This is a genomic window from Mesorhizobium sp. M0522, assembly GCF_040321085.1.
In the GTDB taxonomy this organism is placed as follows: domain Bacteria; phylum Pseudomonadota; class Alphaproteobacteria; order Rhizobiales; family Rhizobiaceae; genus Mesorhizobium.
The window spans coordinates 69875-93162 of sequence record NZ_JAMYQW010000007.1 but is presented as its reverse complement, the minus strand read 5'-3'; the positions used below and the strand labels follow the sequence as shown (position 1 = coordinate 93162).

Below are 23288 nucleotides of genomic sequence, written 5' to 3'. Positions count from 1 at the left end.
GCGAAAGAGGTAGTGCCGGCCAATTTCCTCCTTTGAGGGGGAGATGCCAAGTCGTGGCAAGGAGGGCGGGACAGAGGGGCGCCGTCCCCGCCAACCTCACGCCGGCAACATCGGAACTTCAAAGCCTTGAAACGAAAAACCCGCCTCATCGGGCGGGTCGCCGGTGCGAATCAGCACCATACAGAAATTAGTAGCATAGCTGCCGGCACAAAGCAAGAACAAAATACGACGTGACCGACAAACTTGGTTTGAAGCCCGCTCGTCACCCCCGGCCGTTCACCAGATCTCCGACAATATCGTACTTGCCGGAGATACGCATCTTGTAGACCTCGTAATTCTCCATCACGCGCTGGACGTAACTTCTTGTTTCCGTATAGGGAATCCGCTCGATCCAGTCGACGACGGCATCGATGTCCTTGCCGCGCGGATCGCCGTATTTCGCCACCCACTGGGCGGCGCGGGTGGGGCCGGCATTGTAGCCGGCGAAGGTCAGCACGTAGGAGCCGTCGAAGCGGCCGAGCTGCTCGCCGAGAAAGGCAGCGCCCAGCGTCGCATTGTAGCCGGCATCGGTGGTCAGCCGGGCCTGCGAGAAAGTCATGCCGGCCTTCTTCGCCAATTGCTTGGCCGTGCCTGGCATCAGCTGCAGCAGTCCTCGCGCGCCGGCGCTGGAGACGGCGCCGATGTTGAACTCGCTTTCTTGGCGGGCAATCGCATAGGCCAGCGCCTTGCCCGAGCCGGAAATGTTGGCGGTGTCGGGAATGACGCCGAGCGGATGCGACAGCGCGCCGACGTCGATGCCACGTGCGCCGGCGATCTTGCCGACCTTCAGCGCCATGAAATGGTTGCCTTGTCTTTCCGCCAGCATCGCAAGCAGCGCCAGTTCGCCGGGGCTGCTCAACTGCCCGGCAAGGTCGCGGTAGAGGGTTTCGGCATAGCGGTCATAGCCTGCCTGCTGCAGCCGCTCGATGGCGCTGACCGCCTCGCGGGTGGCAAAATTCTGGCGGTCGGCGGCACTTGGCTGCGGGTAGACGATGTTGAGGGTCTGCCGGCCGACGCGCTCGCCTGCGAGCTGGCCGTAAAAGGTCGTGCCGTAGCTGGCGGCGCGGCTGAAATAATCCTTGGCACTGCCGGGACCGCCGAGTTCGGCGGCACGGCCGAGCCAGTAATAGGCGCGCGACAGCGACATCGGCCCTTGGGCGAGCTCCGCGATTTGCGCAAAATGCTTGGCGGCGGTGCTCGGGTCGTTGAGGCCGCGCAGCGCGTACCAGCCCGCATGGAATTCCGCCTCGGCAGCATTGGCGGGACTTTCGGCGGCATGCGCGGCGACTATTCTGTAGGCGGTCTTCATGTCGCCCTGGTCGACCAGCTCGCGCGACAGCACCCGGCGTTCGACCCACCAGGCGTCCGGATCGACCAGAGCGTCGCGGTCGCCCGGCGCCTTCAGCACCAGCGCGGCGGCATCGGAAAATTTCTGTTGCTTGCGCAGATATTCGGCTTCGGCAAACAGATAGCCGGCCGCCCGCTGCGCTGCCGGCACCGCCTTCAGCAGCTTGGCCGCGTTCTTGTCGCCTTTGGTGACTGCCGCCCAGGCATCGGCCAATTGCTGGGCGCCGGCGAGACCGGCGACGCGCAGCGCCGAAGCGACCCGATCGGCATAGAACATGCGCTCCATGCGGAAGCGATGGTCGGCGGCCGGGATCAGCGCGCCGAACTCGCGGATGACCGCCGCCTCGTTCGTGGCTTCGAGCTTTTCGGTGCGCCAGAATGGCGACAGCACCGAGCGCGCCGCCTTCGTATCGCCCTGCGCTACATAGGAGCGGGCTAGGATCACCACACCCTCGAAGGTCAGCGGCTGGCTGCCGTCGAACGCCCGCACCACCACCTGTGGCGCGGGGTTCTCGCGATAGAGCGCGCGCTCGCTGTTCTTGCGCAAGGCGATCGTGCCCGGCCAGTTCGGCAGCATCTTCGCGGCATCGGCGATGTCGCCGCTCGGCACCTGGTCGCCGCCATAGAGCGCAATCGCCCAGGCAAGGATGTGCCGATCGAGCGATTTGGCCGGCAGCGCTTCGCGCACCTGGCGCGCGCGCTGAATGTCGTTTGCCGCCAGCGCATCGAGACCGCTCTTCAGCGCCGCGACGCTGGCGGATGGCGAAGGGGACTGCTGCAGTGCATCGTTCTGCGGCTCCGTCATCGGGATCGCCGACGTGACCTGCCCATCGACGCTGCCGCCGATCGCCGCGCCAGGGATCAGCACAACGATCGCGCCGAGAAGCGCGAAAAGATGAGGCCGCCTAGTCGGCATGGATTTGGTCATTTCCTATTCTTCGATGCTACAGCTGGCACAGATGAACTGCAGCCTATTCGTCTGTGATGAAGGGCCCGTAAAGAAACCTTATCGAGGTCGTTCGAATTGCAATTGCTGGCGCAATGCTTGCCGCGCAACAATGTCGAGACTATGGTGCGCCGCTTCGCTTTCGGCTAGAAGGCGCGCACGACAAACACCTACAGCGCCGCGCGTCTTCTCAGACGCGCAAAGGACGCTGTAGCAATTTAAATTTGGCGCATGATCCTTTCCGAAATCGACTGCGATTTTCGGGGTCATGCGCTAGTCCCAAGGAGTTGGACGACATGCTAAGAGGCTCGCTGACCGCGCTCGTCACACCGTTCGAAAAGAGCGGCCGTTTCGACGAGAAAGCCTTTCGCGCGTTCATCGCCTGGCAGATCGCCGAAGGCACGACGGGCGTGGTCCCTGTCGGCACCACCGGCGAGTCGCCGACGCTGTCGCATGACGAGCACCGCCAAGTCGTCAAGGTTTGCATCGAGGTCGCCAAGGGCCGGGTTCCGGTCGTCGCCGGCGCCGGCTCCAACAACACCGACGAGGCGGTCGGCCTGGTCCAGTATGCCGAGAAGGCGGGCGCCGACGCGGCCCTTGTCGTCACGCCTTATTACAACAGACCGACGCAGCGCGGCCTCTATGCGCATTTCGCCGCCGTCGCCAAGGCGACCAGCCTGCCGATCATCATCTACAACATTCCACCGCGCTCGGTGGTCGACATGAGCCCGGAGACGATGGGGCAATTGGTGCACGACTTCAAGAACATCGTCGGCGTCAAGGATGCCACCGGCAAGGTCGAGCGGGTTTCGGAGCAGCGCGCCACCTGCGGCAAGGATTTCATCCAGCTCTCCGGCGAAGACGCCTCGGCGCTCGGCTTCAACGCGCATGGCGGCGTCGGCTGTATTTCGGTGACGGCAAATGTCGCACCCAGGCTTTGCGCTGAATTCCAGGAGGCAACGCTTTCCGGCGACAGCGCCAAGGCGCTCGACCTGCAGGACCGTCTGTTGCCGCTGCACAAGGCGATTTTCATGGAGCCCGGCGTTTCCGGCGCGAAATATGCGCTGTCGAAGCTGGGCAAGGTCGAGAACGTGCTGCGCTCGCCGCTAATGACGGTCGAGCCGTCGACCGCCGAGAAGATCGACGCGGCGATGAAGCACGCCGGCTTGATAAACTAAGGATGAGGCGCCACCTCTCCGCATCATGAATCAAGTCAGAAAAGCCGATCCCAACAACAAGACCGTTGCGGAAAACCGCAAGGCGCGGTTTTCCTATGAGGTGCTCGACACGATCGAGGCCGGCCTGGTGCTGACCGGTACGGAAGTGAAATCGCTGCGCCAGGGTCAGGCCAATATCCAGGACAGCTACGCCTCGGTCGAGGGCGGCGAGATCTGGCTGATCAACTCCTATTTGCCGGAGTATCTGCAGGCCAACCGCTTCAACCATGAGCCGCGCCGCCGCCGCAAACTGCTGCTCAACAAGCGCGAGATGGCCAAGCTGGCGCAAAGCGTCGACCGCGAAGGCATGACGCTGGTGCCGCTGAAGATCTACTTCAACGACCAAGGCCGTGCCAAGCTGCTGCTCGCCGTTGGCCGCGGCAAGAAGCTGCACGACAAGCGCGAGACCGAAAAGCAGCGCGACTGGTCGCGCGAGAAGGGCCGGCTGCTGAAGGAGCGAGGGTGAGGAGCGGTCCGCGAAGCGGAGGAAAAGCCAGCGATTTGGCTTTTAGAGCGACGAACGCCCGGAGCCATAGCGGCGGGCAGGGCGGACCAAAAGGGATAGGTCTCGTTTGAAAAACCGGATCGTCTTATGGGGCGCGGCCGGTCTGCTCGTGGCGGGCCTCGTTCTGGCCGGCGGCTATACCTACTTCCAGACGTTTTCTCCGGACCGCGGCAAATATCCGGTCAGGGGCATCGACGTCTCCCATCATCAGCGGCAGATCGACTGGCGGCGTGTTGCCGCCGACGATGTCGCCTTCGCCGTGATCAAGGCGACGGAAGGCGGCGATCATGTCGACGATGCCTTCGCCGCCAATTTGCGCGCGGCCCGCGCCGCCGGTCTTGCCGTCGGTGCCTATCATTTCTTCACCTTCTGCAGACCGGGTGCGGATCAGGCACGCAACTTCATCTCGGTGGTGCCGCACGATCAGCCTTTGCTGCCGCCGGTGGTAGACATCGAGTTCGGCGGCAATTGCCCGCAGCGGCCAACTCCCGAACAGCTGAGCGCCGAACTCTCCGCCTTCCTCGGCCCGGTCGAGGCGGCGTTCGGCAAGACGGCGATCCTCTATGTGACCGACGAGGCGGCGCAAGCCTATGCCGGGCAGCTAGCCAGCCGCCCGCGCTGGCTGCGTTCGCTGGCGCTGCGGCCGGGCCATGACAACTGGATCTACTGGCAGTATCACAACCGGGGCCGCGTCGACGGCATCAGCGGCGACGTCGACCTGAATGTTCTCCAGGGCGGACCTGCGACGCTGGCCGCATTGTTTGCCGCAGCGCCTGAAGCGACAGCGTCGGATTGATGCTATTCCCGTCCACCAAAACACCCTCGATGGCACGAAGACAGAGCGACGAAGCTTCCCCATGTGGCTATTCATATCGCAGGCGGCGCCGTGCTAAGGACGTTTGATGCCGGAGCGCCCTTCATCAACCAATGACAGCAACGCCCCGCCTGCTGCGACGGACGGCGGCGACCCCCGCCTAACATTTGTCTATGCGGAGGCGGTGCGTGGCCTCCAGCACCAGCAGGGCGTGGTTGAAAGTCTCAATACGCGCGCCGGCAATCTGATCTTCGCAACCGCGTTCGCGAGTTCTCTCCTTGGAGGCAGGGCGCTCCTGGATGGCGTGGGGCCTTGGGACTGGCTGGCGCTGACATTGCTTTTTCTTATCGGGCTGCTGGTCGCGATTATGGTGTGGCCGTATTATAACTATACGTTCCGTTTCGATCCAGAGAAGCTGCTCCAGGACTTCGTCGATCAGCACCCTCCCGCAACCCTGGACGGGATGCACCGAGCGCTTGCGCTGCGCATCAAATCCGACATGGCCAGCAATTGGCGGATCATCCAACGCCTGCGCGTCGCGCTGCAGCTTGCACTGTTTCTGTGGTTGCTGGATCTCCTGGCCTGGTTGTTCGCGATCGCCCGAATCTAGGGCTCGTGCCCTGGCGGGCCTCGTCCGACTCTATGTCTTCAGAAAAGCTTCTATCTGACTGAAGACGTTGACGAACATCGCTTCCGTCAACACGCCGGTATTGGTGTTGTAGCGCGAGCAATGATAGCTGGAAAACAGCGTGATGCCATTGGCCTGCTGCTGCCCACCATGCCGGAACGGATAGGCGGCAACGCGTTGGCCGAGCGCCCGCACGGTCGACTGGTGCGCGATCGAGCCAAGCGCCAGCACGGCGCGCAGATTTGGAAACCGCGCAATCGTCGGCACCAGGAACGTCCGGCAGGTCGCTATCTCGGCGCCAACCGGCTTGTTGTCCGGCGGCACGCAGCGCACCGCATTGGTAATCGCCGTACCGACAAGCTCCAGCCCGTCATCCGGTCGCGCTTTGAATTCGCCGCGCGCAAAGCCGTGCGCGATCAGCGTGTTGTAGAGCAGGTCGCCGGCAAAATCGCCGGTGAAGGGACGCCCCGTCCGGTTTGCCCCGCGCAGGCCCGGCGCCAGCCCGACGATCAGCAGACGCACTGCATCCTCGCCTTCCGGCGGCAAAAAGGTCGGCACCGGCGCGTTGAACCAGGACGGCTCGCGCCGCCGCCACTCGGCGATGAAGTCGTGCAACCGCGGGCAGAGCGGGCAATCGCGATCGGGTTCGGGGGAGACGACCAGGGGTGCGGTCAAGGCAACGACCGTCAATAGTCTTCCTCGTCGACTTCGGCCGGTTCGGGCCGGCGCACCGGCCGCTCCGACGGATCGCGGCCGACTTCATTCTTGAGCGTCATCAAGTCGATGAAATGATCGGCCTGGCGGCGCAGATCGTCGGAGATCATCGGCGGCTGCGAAGCCATGGTCGAGACGATCGACACCTTGCGCCCGCGCCGCTGCAGCGCCTCGACCAGCGTGCGGAAATCGCCGTCGCCCGAAAAGATGACATAATGGTCGACGACATCGGCAAGCTCGAGCGCATCGACGGTCAGCTCGATATCCATATTGCCCTTAATCTTGCGCCGGCCGGTCGAGTCGGTGAATTCCTTGGCCGGTTTGGTCACCACCTTGAAGCCGTTATAGTCGAGCCAGTCGATCAGCGGCCGTATCGAGGAGTATTCCTGATCCTCGACCAGCGCGGTGTAGTAATAAGCGCGCAGCAGATAGCCGCGTTTCTGGAAGCTCGCCAGAAGTTTGCGGTAATCGATGTCAAAGCCCAGCGCGCGCGAGGTGGCGTAGAGATTGGCACCGTCGATAAAGAGAGCGATTTTTTCACGAGGATCGAACATGGAAAATGTCCTTTTTCGAAATAAGCGGTCGTCTAAATGGGTGGCGACTATCGGCCGGTCTGATAATAGACCTGTTGGCCTTCATCGTTCGAGATAACGCCAGTTTTACGGCAATCCAAGGCACCATGCCGCACCGCAAGCAATTGTGATCGGCGCTGTGTCGTCGCAGGCGGCCCGCGTCAGAGCTGCGCACCGCCATAAAAGCTTGTATTTTGGCGGCGTTCGGGTTATGGACCGCGCCTGTTTTCCATCAAATCCAGGCATGAAAGGGGCAACTCATGGCCCGCGTAACCGTTGAAGATTGCATCGACAAGGTCGACAACCGCTTCGAGCTGGTGCTCTTGGCCGGCCACCGCGCCCGTCAGATCAGCCAGGGCGCGCAGATCACCGTACCGCGCGACAACGACAAGAACCCGGTCGTTGCGCTCCGCGAAATCGCCGAAGAGACGCTGTCGCCGGATGACCTCAAGGAAGATCTCATCCATTCGCTGCAGAAGCATGTCGAGGTCGATGAGCCGGAGGCCGATGGCGAGGCGATTGCCGACCAGACCGGCAGCGCCGTTGCGGCCACCGATGCCGACGACGCCGAGGACAACGTCACCTTCGATCGCATGACCGAAGAAGACCTGTTGGCCGGCATCGAAGGCCTGGTGCCGCCGGAAAAAAGCGACGATTATTGATCTTACCGACAACTGCCGACACTTTCGCGTCGGCAGTTTCGTGGCTATCTATGACATGCGCCGTACGCCAGTGCGGCGCATGATTCATTTCAGCATTGCGAGATCCCGCCCATGATGCGTCAGTATGAGCTTGTCGAGCGCGTGCAGCGCTACAAGCCTGACGTCAACGAGGCGCTGCTCAACAAGGCCTATGTTTACGCCATGCAGAAGCATGGCCACCAGAAACGCGCCTCCGGCGACCCGTATTTCTCGCATCCGCTCGAAGTCGCCGCCATCCTCACCGAAATGCACATGGACGAGGCGACGATCGCCGTTGCCTTGCTGCACGACACGATCGAGGACACCACGGCGACCAGGGCCGAGATCGACGAATTGTTCGGCCCGGAAATGGGCAAGCTGGTCGAGGGCCTGACCAAGCTGAAGAAGCTCGACCTCGTCTCGAAAAAGGCCGAGCAGGCGGAGAACCTGCGCAAGCTGTTGCTGGCGATCTCGGAAGACGTGCGCGTGCTTCTGGTCAAGCTCGCCGACCGCCTGCACAATATGCGCACGCTCGACCATGTGCCGGAAGCCAAGCGCCTGCGCATCGCCGAAGAGACGATGGACATCTACGCGCCGCTGGCTGGTCGCATGGGCATGCAAGGCATGCGCGAGGAGCTGGAAGAGATTGCCTTCCGCTTCATCAATCCGGAAGCCTACCGCGCCGTCACCGCACGGCTGGCCGAAATCTTCGAGCGAAACAAGGGCGTGCTGTCGGAGATCGAGAAGGCGCTCTCCACGCTGTTCGACAAATATTCGATCAAGGCCGAGGTCAAGAGCCGGCAGAAGAAGCCGTGGTCGGTATTCCGCAAGATGGAGGCCAAGGCGCTGTCGTTCGAGCAGCTGTCCGACATTTTCGGCTTCCGCGTCGTTGTCGAGACGGTCGAGGACTGTTACCGCGCGCTCGGCGCCATCCACACCACCTGGTCGATGGTTCCCGGCCGCTTCAAGGATTACATCTCGACGCCGAAGCAGAACGACTACCGCTCGATCCACACCACCATCGTCGGCCCGTCGCGCCAGCGCGTCGAATTGCAGATCCGCACCTATCAAATGAACAAGATCGCCGAATACGGCGTCGCGGCTCATTCGATCTATAAGGATACCGGTGGCAAGATGAATGGTGCCGCCCATGCGATCTCGAAGGAAACCAATGCCTATGCCTGGCTGCGGCGCACCATCGAGCAGCTTGCCGAAGGCGACAATCCCGAGGACTTCCTCGAAAACACCAAGCTGGAACTGTTTCAGGACCAGGTATTCTGCTTCACGCCGAAGGGCATGCTGATCGCGCTGCCGCGCGGCGCCACGCCGATCGACTTTGCCTATGCCGTCCACACCGACGTCGGCGACACTTGCGTCGGCGCCAAGGTCAATGGCCGCATCATGCCGCTGATGACGGAGCTGAAGAACGGCGACGAGGTCGAGATCATCCGCTCGAAGGCGCAGGTCCCGCCGGCGGCGTGGGAATCGGTGGTCGTTACCGGCAAGGCACGCTCGGCCATCCGCCGCGCCACCAAGAATGCCATTCGCAAGCAATATTCGGGTCTCGGTATCCGCATCCTGGAGCGCGCCTTCGAACGCTCTGGCAAGACCTTCACCAAGGAAAGCCTGAAGCCGGTGCTGCACCGGCTGGCGCGCAAGGACATCGAGGATGTACTGGCCGCGGTCGGCCGAGGCGAACTTGCCTCCACCGATGTCATGAAGGCGGTGTTTCCCGACTACAAGGACGAGCGTGTCACGCTGGTCGCGCCCAAGCAGCGCGAGGAGGGCTGGTCGAAGATCCGCAACGCCGCCGGCATGCTGTTCCAGATTCCGGGCCGCGCCGCACGCAAGGACAAGAACCAGCCGCGCGACGACGCGGTGCCGATCCGCGGTGTGCGCGGCGATCTGCCGGTGCGCTTCGCGCCGGAGGGGGCAGTGCCAGGCGATCGCATCGTCGGCATCGTGCAGCCGGGAACCGGTATCACCATCTATCCGATCCAGTCGCCGGCGCTGCAGGCCTTTGACGACCAGCCCGAGCGCTGGATCGACGTGCGCTGGGATATTGACGAGCGCACCAAGGAGCGGTTCCCGGCGCGCGTCTCGGTCACCGCCATCAACGCGCCGGGTTCGCTGGCCGACATTGCACAGGTAGTCGCATCCAACGACGCCAATATCCACACTCTGTCGATGGTGCGCACCGCGCCCGATTTCACCGAAATGCTGATCGATCTTGAAGTGTGGGACCTCAAGCACTTGAACCGGCTGCTGTCGCAGCTAAAGGACAATTCGAGCGTCAGCGATGCAAGGCGCGTGAATGGGTGAATAGTGAATAGTGAATGAGGGTGCTCTCACTACCCTACTACCATTTACCATGGACATGGAGTGAACGATGAACACCGATGAAGTGCTGGGCATTTTCCGCGAGGCCGGCGCCGTTCTCGAAGGGCATTTCATCCTGACGTCGGGCCTGCGCAGCCCGGTCTTCCTGCAGAAGGCGCGCGTTTTCATGCATGCCGACAAGACCGAGCGCTTGTGCAAGGCGCTCGCCGAAAAGATCCGCACTGACGTGCCCGGCAGGATCGACTACGTCGTCGGCCCGGCGATCGGCGGGCTGATCCCGGCCTATGAGACCTCGCGCCATCTTGGTGCGCCGGCGATCTGGGTCGAGCGGGAAGGGGGCGAATTCAGGCTGCGCCGTTTCGAGATCGCCAAGGGATCGCGCGTTGTCATTGTCGAGGACATCGTCACCACCGGTCTGTCGATCCGCGAGACCATCGACTGCCTGCGCGGCCTTGGCGCCGAAGTCGTTGCCGCCGCATGCATCATCGACCGCTCGGCCGGCAAGACCGATGTCGGCGTGCCGCTGATCGCGCTCGCCGAATATGAAGTTCCGGCCTATCCAGCCGACATGCTGCCGCCCGAGCTCGCCGCCATACCGGCGATCAAGCCGGGCAGCCGCAATATCTAATGCATGTCGCCCAAAAGTGTGCGGCGGTTTTGGGACAACGACATGCATAAAAACAAGTCAAGAGGCGCTGCCGTGATTGCCGGCATCGATCATTTCGTGCTGACAGTTCGTTCGGTGGACGATACCTGCGCCTTCTATCAGCGGGTGCTTGGCTTCAAGCGCCTCGACGAGCCGGACCGACCAACGGCGCTGCTGTTTGGAACGCAGAAGATCAATGTGCATCAGGTCGGGCGTACCTTCGAGCCGAAGGCCAAGGCGCCGACGCCGGGCTCCGGAGATTTCTGCTTGATTGCTGCCCAGCCGCTCGCCGAGATATGTGCCAACCTCGCCGCCAATGGTGTGGTGATAGAGGTCGGCCCGGTCGAGCGTGTCGGCGCCCGGGGCGCGATGATGTCGGTCTATTTCCGCGATCCGGACGGCAACCTCGTCGAGGTCAGCGAATATCGATCCTAAGTGACGCTCCTTAAATTCGCCGCGATCATGCCCTGTTCAGAACGGCGATACCCAGGGCTGGCGCGACCGGCCACCGAGCGGATGCCCTCGGCCTCGTTGTTCTTCGGCCAGCGCATCGCTATATCAAAGTCGTAGTTGCTTTTCGGCGACCGCAGAGCGCAGCATAGGCTGTCGCGCCTGGCTGGAAAGGCCGGTGCGAAGCCATCGATGGAACTAGGAACAGGAACAGAGTGCTTTTTCGACGGCGCAAGCCTGATGGTTTTTTCGAGCGGGTGCGTACTTATTTGTGGCCGCGCCGCTCGTTCTCGCGCTCGCTGCGGTATTTTTCCAAGCGCATCCTGCGGCTTAGGGCCACGCCGCATGCCGTGGCCGCCGGTGTTGCGGCGGGCGTATTCGCGTCGTTTTTCCCGCTTGGCTTTCACTTCATCATTGCTGCCATCCTGTGCTGGCTGATCGCCGGCAATCTGGTCGCGGCAGCACTCGGCACGGTCTTCGGCAACCCCCTGACCTTTCCGCTGCTATGGGCCGCCTCCTGGGAGGTCGGCAAGCTGATCCTGCATGAACACCTGCCGGCGCATGGCCCGCCCGCGCATCTCGGCGACATGCTGCATAATCTTTCCTTTGCGCAATTGTGGGGACCGGTGCTGAAGCCGATGACGATCGGCGCAATACCGCTCGGCCTGGTTTTCGGCCTGCTGTTTTACGGCATCACCCGCTGGGGCATGGTCACTTTCCACGAGCAGCGCCGCAAGCGGCTGGCCGAAAGAGCGGCAAAGGCTGGAAAAACCGGGCCGGAAGTTCCTGCCGAATGATTATCGGTATCGGCAGCGACCTCATCGACATCAGACGCATCGAGAAGTCGCTGGAACGCCATGGCCAGCGCTTCATCCAGCGCATCTACACCGAGATCGAACAGGCGCGCTCCGAAAACCGCGCGGCGCGTGCGGCCTCCTACGCCAAGCGTTTCGCTGCCAAGGAAGCCTGCGCCAAGGCATTGGGTACCGGTATGGCGCAGGGTGTGTTCTGGCGCGACATGGGGGTCGTCAACCTGGCCAGCGGCAAGCCGACCATGGCGCTGACCAATGGGGCGGCCGCGCGGCTGGACGAAATTCTGCCTGAAGGGCACCGCCCGGTGATCCACCTCACCATCACCGATGATTTTCCGCTCGCTCAAGCCTTTGTGATCATTGAAGCGTTGCCGGTCGAAGAAGCGCCACATTGATTGCATCTGACCACCGGCATGACGTTGCCCAGCGCGCGCCGAGACTCTATACCATCCAACGCACAATCGAGGACGACATGAGCGTGGCTGAAAAAACCCAGAAGAAATCCGGCGGACTTGGCGAAACCGTCAGCGTCATAGTCCAGGCCCTGCTGCTTGCGCTGGTCATCCGCACGCTCCTGTTCCAGCCGTTCTCGATCCCGTCCGGGTCGATGCGGCCGACTTTGCTCGAAGGCGACTATCTCTTCGTCACCAAGTGGTCCTACGGCTTCTCCCGCTATTCACTGCCGTTCGGGCCGAACATCTTTTCGGGCCGCATCTGGGGCTCAGAGCCGAAGCGCGGCGACGTGGTGGTGTTCAAGTTTCCGCCGGATCCTTCTGTCGATTATATCAAGCGCGTCGTCGGCCTGCCGGGCGACAAGATCCAGGTCAAGGATGGCCAGCTCTTCATCAACGACGTGGGCGTGCCGCGCGTCAAGGTCGGGCAAATCGACAACCGCGACATCACCGAGGAGAACGGGCCGGTCGATGTCTATCGCGAGACGCTGCCTAACGGCGTCAGCTACGACACGCTCGACCTGACGCAGGCTTCGATCGGCGACAATACCAAAGAGTTCAAGGTGCCGCCCGGTCACTATTTCATGATGGGCGACAATCGCGACAACTCGTCGGACAGCCGCTTCACCGTCGGCTTCGTGCCGGACGAGAATTTGGTCGGCCGCGCCAACCTCATTTTCTTCTCGATCGGCGGCAGCGCCAGCCCGCTCGAAATCTGGAAATGGCCGTCACTGATGCGCGCCTCGCGCCTGTTCCATTTCGTCAATTAGGGCCATGGCGGCGACGAAACGGCTGACCGCCGATGCGCTCGCCGAGGCGCTCAGGGAGCGCACCGGCCACAGTTTTGGCGACCATCAGCGCCTGCAGCGGGCGCTGACCCATGCCAGCGCTCGCGGCAGTCACGCCGGCATCGACTACGAACGTTTCGAATTCCTGGGCGACCGCGTTCTCGGCCTTGTCGTTGCCGATATGCTGCTGGCGGCATTTCCCGACGCCGCCGAGGGTGAGCTGTCGCTGAGATTGAACGCTCTGGTCAACGCTGAAGCCTTGGCGGAAATTGCCGAGGAGATCGGCCTGCCGGAACTTATTCGCGCCGGTTCGGACGTACGCGGCCTCGACGGGCGCAAGCGCGTCAATCTGCGCGCCGATGCATTGGAATCGCTGATCGCCGTGCTCTATCTCGACGGAGGGTTGGAAGCGGCCCGTGCCTTCATCCACAGATACTGGCAGCCGCGCTCGCAAGCCATTGACGCCGCCCGTCGCGATGCGAAAACCGAACTCCAGGAATGGGCGCATCAGGCGGCAGGCGCAGTGCCGGTTTACATAATCGACAGCCGCGAGGGACCGGACCACGATCCGCTGTTCACCGTCAGTGTCAAGGTTGGCGCCTATCCGCCGGCGACCGGCAGCGGGCGCTCCAAGCGCGAGGCGGAGCAGGCTGCAGCCGCGGCACTTCTGCAGCGGGAAGGCGTCTGGCTCGATCAAGGGAGTGCCGCATGACCGCCACCGAAGCTCCGGCAACAGAAGCTCCCGCTACCCGCTCCGGCTTCGTCGCGCTGATCGGCGCGCCCAATGCGGGGAAATCGACGCTGGTCAACCAATTGGTCGGCGCCAAGGTGTCGATCGTGACGCACAAGGTGCAGACCACGCGCGCTATCGTGCGCGGCATTGCCACCCACAACAACGCGCAGATCGTCTTCGTCGACACGCCGGGCATATTCAAGCCGAAGCGCCGGCTGGACACCGCGATGGTGACCACAGCGTGGGGCGGTGCCAAGGACGCCGATATCGTGCTTCTCTTGATCGATGCCGAGCGCGGCATCCGGGGCGATGCCGACGCTATCCTCGATCGGCTGAAGGATGTCCGACAGCCGATGGTGTTGATCCTCAACAAGGTCGATCGGGTCAAGCACGAGACGTTGCTGGCATTGTCGGCGGCAGCCAACGAAAGGGTGCCGTTCAAGCGCACCTTCATGGTTTCGGCGCTGACCGGGTCCGGCTGCAAGGACCTGCTCGACTATCTCGCCGAGACCTTGCCGGCCGGCCCCTGGTACTATCCGGAGGACCAGATCTCCGACCTGCCGATGCGCCAGCTTGCGGCCGAGATCACCCGCGAAAAGCTCTATCTCAGGCTGCATCAGGAACTGCCTTATTCCTCCCACATCGAGACCGAGAAATGGGAAGAGAAGAAGGACGGCTCGGTGCGCATCGACCAGACAATCTATGTCGAGCGTGACAGCCAGAAGAAGATCGTGCTCGGCCATAAGGGCGAGACGATCCGCGCCATCGGCCAGGCCGCGCGCATGGAAATCGCAGGCATACTCGAGCAGAAGGTGCACCTCTTCCTGTTCGTCAAGGTGCGCGAGAACTGGGGCGACGATCCCGAGCGCTACCGCGAAATGGGGCTCGAATTTCCGCACTGAGCCTGTTTGGGCGATCCGCAGAGCGGCCTGTTGGCCGCCTCAGGATTCTGAGCGGTCGCCGGGCTGCCCGCTTGGTCGACTTTGCATTTTGAACAACGGCCGAGTCATTCCGGGAGGCCATGCGTCGACCACGTCGTCGACCCGTTCCTCATTGGTACCGGCGCGACGGGAAATCCTGAGCGGGTTCTGAGAAATTTCCGATATTTCATGCAAACAGGCCAGCTGGGACGGCTGGAACACCTGCCGATAATGCGATCGTGCATGGTTACCGTTTGTCGTCTCTCCGTCATACACCCTGCCTATAGGCTGTGCGAAAGACCCGCTTCCGAGCAAACCGGAACCGGCAGGCAAACAGCCAGATCAGGACATGACCGGGACTTGGAATCGCATCGACCCCATCCGTCAGATCGAGTTTGCAAACGCCGTCGCTGTTGAGATCGAGCGCGTGCTGGCGCGGCAAGGCAAGGTGACGAACAGCGATGCGGTCGTTGCAGCGGGCAGGGTCGCCGGCGCCGTTGCCGCCGCCGTCGCTTTGCTTGCGCCGACCGACATCAGTGCGATCGACACCATGCAGGAAAGATTACCCGGCATGGCGTCGCGTTTCGTGCGGATATTGGCAGCCGAAGCTGCGGAACGCCGTGCCCGGACGCATCTGTCGACGGCGCACGAAGGCCAAGGGGCAGACATCCAACGCCTGGCCGGAACGGGCGACCTCGACTCGATGCGGGTCGAGGACTGGGCCGGTCGCGTCGCCGGGTCGACGTTCCTGCAGCAAAATCTCGGCATATCGCGCTCGACCCTGCATCGCTGGCAGCGGAGCGGCACGGTCGTTGCGTTGCGCACCGGTGGCCGCAAACATGTATTTCCCCTGGCCCAGTTCATCGATGGCAGGCCGGCGCCGGGTATCAAGGAAGTGTTATCCGCGATGCCCGATCCACGGCATGCCTGGTCGTGGCTGATCGGCCCCACGCCCGGCCTCGCCGGACGTATTCCCATTGAAATGCTCAAACGGGATCTGGTGGCGGAAGTCGTTCTTGCCGCACAGAACGCAGCGATGGCGAAGTCGGCTTGATCTCGCTGCCAACGTTAGAAGTCTATTCCAAAAAAAGAACACGTAGAAGAAATGTATGTCGGATTACGATCGGTTTTACGGCTAATGGCATAAGTATATTTTTGTGCAATTGTGACAGTGTCTCGTTTGTGCCGGCGGGAAATGTGAAGAAAATATGAAGTGATATTTGTGAAACATGGAGTTATTCTGTTATGCAAACATTGATTATTTTTGGAATAGTCATTGAGACTGGAATGCGGATGAGTATGTTCGCCGCCTGAAGAGGGGGTGCGGTGCGCGCCTTTTTCGACGTGGGTGAGGCGTTCAGCCGTTCAACCCATGAATCCAAAGCCATTTTTAACTTTGACTGGAGAGGTCAGAAAATGAATATCAAGAGCCTTCTTCTCGGCTCAGCCGCGGCATTCGTCGCGGTCTCCGGTGCGCGCGCCGCCGACGCTGTTGTGGTCGCCGAGCCGGAACCCGCCGAATACGTCAAGATTTGCGACGTCTACGGCGCCGGCTACTTCTACATTCCCGGCACCGAGACCTGCCTGCGCATCGGCGGCTATGTCCGCTATGACGCCAGCTTCGGCGACGCCGGCCGCGTTTTCGATGGCGCGACGACACATGACCTTTTGGACGGTGACGAGCAGCAGACCTGGAACAAGAATGCCCGCTTCAATCTGAAGACGTGGACCGGCCAGGAGACCGAGCTCGGCACGTTGAAGACCTATACCGAGACCCGTTTCAACTTCGGCAACACCAAACACACCGTGAGCGGTGTTGATTTCAGCGTGCAGGACAACAAGGCGGTTACCCTGAACTTCGCCTGGATCCAGCTTGGAGGTTTCCGCGTCGGTAAGGATGAAACTGTCTATGATTCGTTCATCGGTTACGCCGGCAACGTCGTCCAGGACACTATCATTCCTTACGGCACCAAGGACACCAACCTGATCAGTTACTATTTCGACGGCGGTAATGGCTTTACGGCAGTCGCCTCGGTCGAAACGGGCTCCGGCGCTGACCAGTCGATCGACAGCTACGTTCCGTTTGTCGTCGGCGGCGTGAAATACAAGGGCGACTGGGGTGCGATCATTGCGGTCGGCGCCTATAACAGCACGTCGGAAGAATGGGCCGGCAAAGCTCGCCTCGACGTCAAGCCGGTTACTGACCTGACCCTGTTCGTTATGGCGGGCTACGGCAGCGACGACAACGTCGCGAAGAACTTCTACAAGCCGTGGACTGGCAACTTTGCCGTCTGGGGCGGCGGCAGCTATGCCGTCAACAAGAAGACCTCTTTGAACGCCCAGGTCTCCTATACCGACGACCAAGACTTCGCCGTTGCGGCCCACGTCGCCTACACCATCGTTCCTGGTTACACGATCACCGCCGAAGTCGATTATTACGACAATTTCGATGCCGACGATGCCGACGCAATCGGCGGCATCTTCCGCTTCCAGCGCTCGTTCTGATCAAACGACGATCTCGCAAAAAACGGCCTAGCGATACGCTACGGGCCGTTTTGGTTTGGCGGCGGATACGTCGCTCATCTTGATTTCGCCATCCAACCGGTGACAAGCTCTCGTCATGGAATGGCGCGACGAGGGAATCATTCTCGGCACCCGCAAGCATGGCGAAACCAGCGCCATTCTCGAGGTGATGACGCGCGCGCATGGCCGCCATCTCGGTCTCGTGCGCGGCGGCCGTTCGCGCAAACAGCAGCCTGTCTTGCAGCCCGGCAATCGCGTCGACCTGTTGTGGCGGGCGCGGCTCGACGAGCATCTCGGCACCTTCCAGGTCGAGGCCATCGAGATGAACGCCGCCCGGCTGATGGACAGCGCCGTTGCCGTCTACGGCCTGCAGACGATGGCCGCGCATTTGCGTCTTCTGCCTGAGCGTGACGCCCATGGCGGCCTTTACGAGACGCTTGCGGTGATGATCGCTCATCTCGACGATGCCGATGCCGCCGGCGAGCTGGTGGCCCGCTTCGAGCTGCTGGTACTCGACGAACTCGGTTTCGGCCTCGATCTCAGCCAGTGTGCGGCGACCGGCACCAGGCAGGACCTTGCCTATGTCTCGCCGAAATCCGGCCGCGCCGTGTCGCGGGCGGCGGGCGCGCCGTGGCGCGACAAGATGCTGGCGCTGCCTGCCTTCCTGCAGCGCGGCTCCGGGCTGCGCGCCGATCCGGCGGCGATCGAGGACGCCTTCCGGCTGACCGGCTTCTTTTTGACCCGCCATGTCTACGAACCGCGCGGCATCGAGCCTCCCGGCGCCCGCGCCGGGTTTCTCGCCGCCTTGCGCAGGCATCATTCACCCGGCCGTGAATCCGGCAAGGCAAGCGCCGGGGAAGCCGCCACCGGGGAAACCACCAGATGAGCGAAGTTGAACCTGATCCCGAAAACGTTTCGCCGCTCGGCCTTGGCACCATTTCGCAGGTGGGCGAGGCCTATGCGACGGCCAAGTTCAAAGTGAATTTGACTGGCCGATCACGCCAAGGACGGGCGAGGTGGTGTGCGAGGGCAAAGTGGTGCACAAGGGCCGCACGCTGACCGTTTCGGAAGCGGCGCTGAAGGACGCCAACGGCAAGCTGCTGGCTTTCGGCACCGAAACATGCTCGATCTTTCCGGCCAATCTGGCGGCACGTCGAATGGACCGGCCGTTTGGCCGCCGCATTTGAATGTCACTGAACATTGAATGTCAGTGACAACTGGCCTGGTTTGGGGGAACCGCCATGTTTGAAAGCCTGATTGGCCTCGTCGCCATAATCGTGCTGTTCGTCATCATTTCACGCCAGCAGAGCCGCATCGGCCTGATCGAGCGCGAGCTTGGCGCGTTGCGCAGCCTCGTGCTCTCGGGCGCGCCTGTCCTGCCGCCGCAAGCCAAGGAACCGGCTGCAAACGACAGCAAACCGGCGGATGCCGCAGCCCCAGTTACGGTTGCTGCCGACATTGCCTCATCGCCAACGACCGCAGCGGTCGTGTCAGCTACAGAGGCCGATGCCGATACAACGGCGCCGTCCGCGCCGGAGTCGGCGCAACCGGCGGCAGCGGCGAAGGCAGCTCGCCAGTCCGACGTCGAAACGGCGCTCGGTACCCGCTGGGCGGTCTGGGTCGGCGGCATCGCGCTGGCGCTGGGTGGCTTGTTTCTGATCCGCTACACCATCGAGGCCGGCATTTTCGGGCCACGCGTGCGGCTTGTCATGGCGGCGGCACTCGGGCTGGTGCTGGTCGCCGGCGGCGAGTTCATCCGGCGCACCGGCTTCAGGGTGCCGGTGCAAGGTGCCGCCGGTGCCTATATCCCGGCGATCCTGACGGCGGCCGGCGCTTTCATCCTGTTCGGTACCGTCTACGCCGCGTACAGCGTTTACGGCTTCATCGGCCCGACGCTCGCTTTCACGCTGCTCGGCGCCATCGGGGTGGCGACGATCGCGGCAAGCCTGGTCCACGGTCAGGCGCTGGCCGGCGTCGGCCTGCTCGGTGCCATGGTGACGCCGCTGCTGGTCGCCTCGCAGGCGCCCAATCCGTGGGCGCTGTTCGGCTATCTGGCGATCGTGCTCGCCGCCACCTGCGTCATTGCCCGCATCCGCGACTGGAGGCTTTTGATGGCCGCAGCCTTCGTCGCCACGGGCATCTGGACCATCTTCTACATGACCGACGCGCCGGGGGCGAACCTTGCCGTCATCCTCTTTATCGACGCGGTGACACTGGCCGTGCTCGCCTTCGTCTGGCTTGGCCGCCGCGACGAAGCGGTCGCCGGCAGCGGCTTCGACTGGCCGTCGATCGCGCCGGGCTTCTTTGTCGGCCTTTCGGCGCTGGCCCTGTTTGTCGATCCGGCCTTCGCCGCCATCCGCGGTGCATTGCCGGGGGCCGCCCTTGTCGCAGCCCTGGTGGCGGTGGCGCTCTACCGGCCGCGGGCGCTTGCACTGCTGCACGCCGCCGGGCTGGCGACGGTACTGGTCTATCTCGGCATCATTCCGCCGACCACGATCGCTTCTGATTTTTCGGGTGGCGCTCTCGGCGTCGACGGCATGCCGGTTGTGGCGTCCGATGCCTTGATGTTCAGGGTCGGCATCGCGCTCAGCCTGGTCTTCATCGGCGCCGGCTTTTGGGCGGCGCGCCGTTTTGCGGCCTCTGGCTGGCTGCGCGCCGCCGCATGGGCGGCCTGGAGCGCTGTCGCGCCACTGGTCATCCTGCTGGCGCTCTGGTCTGCCTTCGGCAATCTCGACCGTGACCTTGCTTATGCGGCGGTCGCAGCCGTTTTGGTCGGCGTCTTCGTCGCCGGCGGCGAATGGATAGCGCGCGGCGAAGCGCCGCCGCTGACCGGCGGCGCTGCCGTCTCCTTCGCGCTCGGCGGCGCGGCGATTGCCGGCTTGCTGATGCTGCACATGGCCTTCGGTTCAGGCTGGACAACCATCCTGCTCGGAGCAGCCGCCGTCGTGCCAGCGCTGGCGACGCGCTGGCGCAGCTATCCGGTGCTTGGCTGGATTTCCGTTGGCGCGGTGATTGCAGTGCTCGGCCGCGCTGCCTTCGACCCGACCATCGTCGGTGCCGAGTTCCTGTCGAAGACGCCGGTGTTCAACTGGCTGCTGCTTGGATATGGCGTGCCGGCGCTCGCCTTCGGCTTTGCCGCCTGGCAACTCGCCCGCACCACCAATGGCCGGCCGCGCCTCGCCATGGAGGCCGGCGCCGCGCTGTTTGCTCTGCTCGCCGTTGCCATGCTGGTGCGCCATGCCATGCATGGCGGCGTCATCGATACGGCTGCTGCGACGCTTGCCGAACAGACGATCTACACGCTGATCGCCATCGGTGCCGGTGCCATCCTGGTCGCCATCGACATGCGCTCGCCAAGTTCGGTGCTGCGCTACGGCTCGATTGCAGCGGGCGTGGTCTCGGTCGCCTTCATCGTCCTCCAGCATTTTCTGGTGCTGAACCCCTTGCTGACGGACGAATCGACCGGCAGCATTCCGGTGTTCAACCTTCTGTTGCTCGCCTACCTCTTGCCGGCAGTCGCGACAGGCGCACTGGCGCTCTATACCCGCGACAAGCGGCCGAAATGGTATGCGGCCATGCTGGCGGTCATGGCGGCGGTGCTCGCCTTCGCCTATGCGACTCTGTCGGTCAGGAGGCTGTTCAAGGGTGAGTTCATCGGCCTGTGGAGCGGCCTCGGCCAACTCGAGACCTATACCTATTCGGCGCTCTGGCTGGTCATCGGCGTGGTGCTGCTCACCGCCGGTGTCTGGCTGAGGTCGCAGGTGCTGCGCATTGCGTCGGCGGCGCTGATCTCGGTCGCCGTGCTTAAGGTCTTCGTCTTCGACATGTCGGAGCTGGAAGGTGTGTTGCGGGCGCTGTCCTTCATCGGCCTCGGCGCGGTGCTCATCGGCATCGGCTTGTTTTATCAGCGGCTGCTGACAAGGGCCGCGAGGGAGGCCTAAGGGATCAGGGAGATCGCTGGAGTCACCGGCCTTCTTCAATTTTCCAAGGATGCAGAAAAGGCGCTGTCGCCGAAGCTGCCAATCTCCCCACTTGTGGGGGAGATGCCCGGCAGGGCAGAGGGGGGCGAAGGAACGCGGCCTCCAAGGCGAACAGGGCGAAGCGAATTCGCATTTTTTGCCGGTCGCAATGTATTTTGTTCTTGCTTTGTGCCGGCAGCTATGGTATTAGTTTGGGTATGGTGCCAATTGGCTCCAACGACCCGCCCGCCGAGGCGGGTTTTTTGTGTGTGCCGAGCATGATCGACAGCTCGGAGGTGCAAGTCCTCTACCCAGCCTGATGGCGGCGAAGGGTTATCGAAGCACAAGGGCGTCGTCGTGAGGCGGGGTCTGAAGGAAGTGTGGAGCAAAACCGCGACCCGATGGACAAGAACCGGATATGAGGCCTACCCGGCCGGACGAGCGGGCAACTGACCGCGAAGTCCAAGGTCATCCAGCCCCACCCTCTGTCCTGCCGGACATCTCCCCCACTTGCGGGGAGATCGCTGTCATTACTGCCTTCGCCAATTTTCCAGGGATGCAGAAAAGGCGCTGTCGCCGAAACCGCCAATCTCCCCCTTGCGGCGGCAGGCCAGAGGGTGTGCGAAGGAACTCGACGGCTCGATTCTGGATCGCTGCGCCTTCCGGCACGTGCCAAGGCGGGATATCGGGTCTTTGTCGCGTCGCTCGCGATGGGAGGGACTCTGTTTGCCTCTCAATCCTGCCGGGAATAAACCTGCCACTGGCAGCGTTATTCAGATGCTTGGGTGACCGGGGCGGCGGACCGCTTCGCGCTGGCCGCTTGCGCCGCGCCGCGAAGGCGCGTTCAATCACCACGGACAGGGGCTCCAGAACCAGCGGTCATGGACGAAAAGAAGGCAGCAATCCTTGGTGAAATACCGCGTCTGCGCCGCTATGCACGCTCGCTGTTGCGCGACCGCGATTCCGCCGACGATCTCGTCCAGGATTGTCTCGAGCGGGCACTTGTGCGGCTCGACAATTGGCAGACAGGAGAAAGCCCCAGGAGATGGCTGTTTACGATCATGCATCATTTATTCATCGACCAGATGCGCAAGGTGAACCGGCGCGGCGAGGCAGCGATGCTGCCGCTCGAGGCGAGCGAGGCGCAGGCAGCACCCGCCGAGCAGGTCGAGAGCATCGCCTCGCGCGAGATCGTCGAGGCTCTGCAGGCGATCAGCCCAGACCGGCGCGCGGCCCTTGTGATGGTCGCCATCGAAGGGTTTTCCTATGCCGAAGCCGCCAACATCCTTGGGGTTCCCGCCGGCACTTTGATGTCGCGCATCGCGCGCGGGCGTGAGGAGTTGCGCGGGCTTTTGGACGACACCGCGCGCCGCCGCTCGATAAGGATCGTCGAGAAATGAGCCGGCGCGATTTCTCCGAACGCGACATCCACATGGCTCTCGATGGCGAGTTGCCGGGCGACGAGCGGACGGCCTATGAGGCATGGCTCGAGGCCAATGCCGAGATGAAGGCCAAGAGCGCACGCTACGCCGCCGACCGGGCAGCATTGCGCGCAGCCTTTAACGGCGTGCTGGACGAACCCGTCCCGGTGCGGCTGAGCAAGGTGGTGCTTGGCGAGGCGCCGGTGGTCAGAGCGTCGCCGTCGCGCTCGCGTTGGTGGCTTGCGGCCGCCGCTGCCGCCATGCTGGTGATTGGCGGTGTTGGCGGCTATCTTGCCGGCATCGGCGGCCTCGGCCTGGAAAATACGGCCGAGGACCAGCTTGCCGAAGAGGCGATTGCCGCCCACGTCATCTATGCGGCTGAAAAGCGGCATGCTGTGGAAGTGCCGGCAAGCGACAAGGATCATTTGCAGAACTGGCTGTCTAACCAGGTAGGTTTGAAGCTGGTCGCGCCAGATCTGGCGGCGCAGGGATTCCAACTGGTCGGTGGCCGGCTGCTGCCTGCCGGCCAGGGCAAGGCCGCGATGCTGCTTTACGAGGACGACAAGGGCGAGCGCATATCGCTCTTCGTAATCGCCGAATCGGCAGCCAAGGCCAAGGGCACTTATGGGGAGGAAGATGGTCCTGAGGCCGTCTACTGGCTGGACAAGGGTTATGGCTGCGCCGTCGTCGGCTCGCTGCCGCGCGAGCAACTGGCCGCGGTGGCCAAGAGCGCCTATGGCCAGCTGCTAGCAGGCTTGCAAAGCTGAGCAGGCTCTCGTTTT

23 protein-coding genes are annotated in these 23288 nt (G+C 62.8%); 20 read left to right on the top strand and 3 right to left on the bottom strand.

Annotation, left to right across the window (positions count from 1 at the left end; translation table 11 throughout):
* Window positions 1-262 precede the first annotated feature (262 nt).
* Window positions 263-2302, bottom strand: coding sequence for a lytic transglycosylase domain-containing protein (locus NKI58_RS11290; protein WP_352853231.1), 2040 nt, complete (start codon window positions 2300-2302; stop codon window positions 263-265).
* Window positions 2303-2628: 326 nt separating this feature from the next.
* Here NKI58_RS11290 and dapA point away from each other — a divergent pair, with 326 nt between their 5' ends.
* The 4 genes from dapA (at window position 2629) to NKI58_RS11270 (ending at window position 5478) form a co-directional block, all read left to right on the top strand.
* A complete protein-coding gene (gene dapA / locus NKI58_RS11285) occupies window positions 2629-3510 on the top strand; it encodes a 4-hydroxy-tetrahydrodipicolinate synthase (RefSeq protein WP_352490891.1) in 882 nt (293 codons plus the stop codon).
* A gap of 25 nt (window positions 3511-3535) precedes the next feature.
* Complete coding sequence (smpB, locus tag NKI58_RS11280) at window positions 3536-4015, top strand: SsrA-binding protein SmpB (protein WP_023768487.1); 480 nt, start codon at window positions 3536-3538, stop codon at window positions 4013-4015.
* 106 nt (window positions 4016-4121) lie between these two features.
* Window positions 4122-4850 carry a GH25 family lysozyme gene (locus NKI58_RS11275; RefSeq protein ID WP_352569836.1) on the top strand — a complete coding sequence of 243 codons (729 nt, stop codon included), beginning with the start codon at window positions 4122-4124 and terminating at the stop codon, window positions 4848-4850.
* A 106-nt stretch (window positions 4851-4956) separates the two neighbouring features.
* Entirely contained in the window at window positions 4957-5478 is a 522-nt protein-coding gene (locus NKI58_RS11270) for a hypothetical protein (protein WP_352826597.1), read from the top strand.
* A gap of 30 nt (window positions 5479-5508) precedes the next feature.
* Here NKI58_RS11270 and NKI58_RS11265 read toward each other — a convergent pair whose 3' ends face one another.
* The gene (locus tag NKI58_RS11265; RefSeq protein WP_245274739.1) at window positions 5509-6186 is read right to left on the bottom strand and encodes a uracil-DNA glycosylase; all 678 of its coding nucleotides are present in this window, start codon (window positions 6184-6186) and stop codon (window positions 5509-5511) included.
* Entirely contained in the window at window positions 6183-6764 is a 582-nt protein-coding gene (locus NKI58_RS11260) for a LabA-like NYN domain-containing protein (RefSeq protein ID WP_023677774.1), read from the bottom strand. Before NKI58_RS11260 ends, NKI58_RS11265 begins: the two co-directional genes overlap by 4 nt.
* A gap of 278 nt (window positions 6765-7042) precedes the next feature.
* Here NKI58_RS11260 and rpoZ point away from each other — a divergent pair, with 278 nt between their 5' ends.
* The 16 genes from rpoZ (at window position 7043) to NKI58_RS11180 (ending at window position 23273) form a co-directional block, all read left to right on the top strand.
* Window positions 7043-7444 (top strand): DNA-directed RNA polymerase subunit omega, encoded by a 402-nt coding sequence (gene rpoZ, locus NKI58_RS11255; protein ID WP_023677773.1) that lies wholly within the window; start codon window positions 7043-7045, stop codon window positions 7442-7444.
* Between the two features lie 111 nt (window positions 7445-7555).
* Entirely contained in the window at window positions 7556-9784 is a 2229-nt protein-coding gene (locus NKI58_RS11250; RefSeq protein ID WP_023677772.1) for a RelA/SpoT family protein, read from the top strand.
* A gap of 67 nt (window positions 9785-9851) precedes the next feature.
* On the top strand, window positions 9852-10430 hold the full coding sequence (gene pyrE, locus NKI58_RS11245) for an orotate phosphoribosyltransferase (RefSeq protein WP_352826598.1): 579 nt from the start codon (window positions 9852-9854) through the stop codon (window positions 10428-10430).
* A 42-nt stretch (window positions 10431-10472) separates the two neighbouring features.
* Window positions 10473-10883: a VOC family protein gene (locus NKI58_RS11240; protein WP_352826599.1), complete on the top strand. Its 411-nt coding sequence runs from the start codon at window positions 10473-10475 to the stop codon at window positions 10881-10883.
* 230 nt (window positions 10884-11113) lie between these two features.
* A complete protein-coding gene (locus NKI58_RS11235) occupies window positions 11114-11695 on the top strand; it encodes a DUF2062 domain-containing protein (protein WP_023677769.1) in 582 nt (193 codons plus the stop codon).
* On the top strand, window positions 11692-12105 hold the full coding sequence (acpS, locus tag NKI58_RS11230) for a holo-ACP synthase (RefSeq protein WP_352826600.1): 414 nt from the start codon (window positions 11692-11694) through the stop codon (window positions 12103-12105). The genes NKI58_RS11235 and acpS overlap by 4 nt, the downstream gene beginning before the upstream one ends.
* 77 nt (window positions 12106-12182) lie before the next feature.
* Window positions 12183-12932 (top strand): signal peptidase I, encoded by a 750-nt coding sequence (gene lepB / locus NKI58_RS11225; protein ID WP_352471047.1) that lies wholly within the window; start codon window positions 12183-12185, stop codon window positions 12930-12932.
* Window positions 12933-12936: 4 nt separating this feature from the next.
* Entirely contained in the window at window positions 12937-13662 is a 726-nt protein-coding gene (gene rnc / locus NKI58_RS11220; RefSeq protein WP_023677766.1) for a ribonuclease III, read from the top strand.
* Window positions 13659-14585: a GTPase Era gene (gene era / locus NKI58_RS11215; RefSeq protein WP_352826601.1), complete on the top strand. Its 927-nt coding sequence runs from the start codon at window positions 13659-13661 to the stop codon at window positions 14583-14585. Before rnc ends, era begins: the two co-directional genes overlap by 4 nt.
* A gap of 367 nt (window positions 14586-14952) precedes the next feature.
* A complete protein-coding gene (locus tag NKI58_RS11210) occupies window positions 14953-15657 on the top strand; it encodes an antitoxin Xre/MbcA/ParS-like domain-containing protein (protein ID WP_352785843.1) in 705 nt (234 codons plus the stop codon).
* 362 nt (window positions 15658-16019) lie between these two features.
* A complete protein-coding gene (locus NKI58_RS11205) occupies window positions 16020-17108 on the top strand; it encodes a porin (protein WP_352785846.1) in 1089 nt (362 codons plus the stop codon).
* A 115-nt stretch (window positions 17109-17223) separates the two neighbouring features.
* Window positions 17224-18012, top strand: a complete 789-nt coding sequence (gene recO, locus NKI58_RS11200) for a DNA repair protein RecO (protein ID WP_352771023.1) — start codon at window positions 17224-17226, stop codon at window positions 18010-18012.
* A gap of 133 nt (window positions 18013-18145) precedes the next feature.
* On the top strand, window positions 18146-18313 hold the full coding sequence (locus NKI58_RS11195) for a hotdog fold domain-containing protein (RefSeq protein ID WP_352785849.1): 168 nt from the start codon (window positions 18146-18148) through the stop codon (window positions 18311-18313).
* Between the two features lie 54 nt (window positions 18314-18367).
* On the top strand, window positions 18368-21067 hold the full coding sequence (locus NKI58_RS11190; RefSeq protein ID WP_352853200.1) for a DUF2339 domain-containing protein: 2700 nt from the start codon (window positions 18368-18370) through the stop codon (window positions 21065-21067).
* Window positions 21068-21966: 899 nt separating this feature from the next.
* Window positions 21967-22485, top strand: coding sequence for an RNA polymerase sigma factor (locus NKI58_RS11185; protein WP_023677758.1), 519 nt, complete (start codon window positions 21967-21969; stop codon window positions 22483-22485).
* The gene (locus NKI58_RS11180) at window positions 22482-23273 is read left to right on the top strand and encodes an anti-sigma factor family protein (RefSeq protein ID WP_352785854.1); all 792 of its coding nucleotides are present in this window, start codon (window positions 22482-22484) and stop codon (window positions 23271-23273) included. Before NKI58_RS11185 ends, NKI58_RS11180 begins: the two co-directional genes overlap by 4 nt.
* Window positions 23274-23288: the final 15 nt, after the last annotated feature.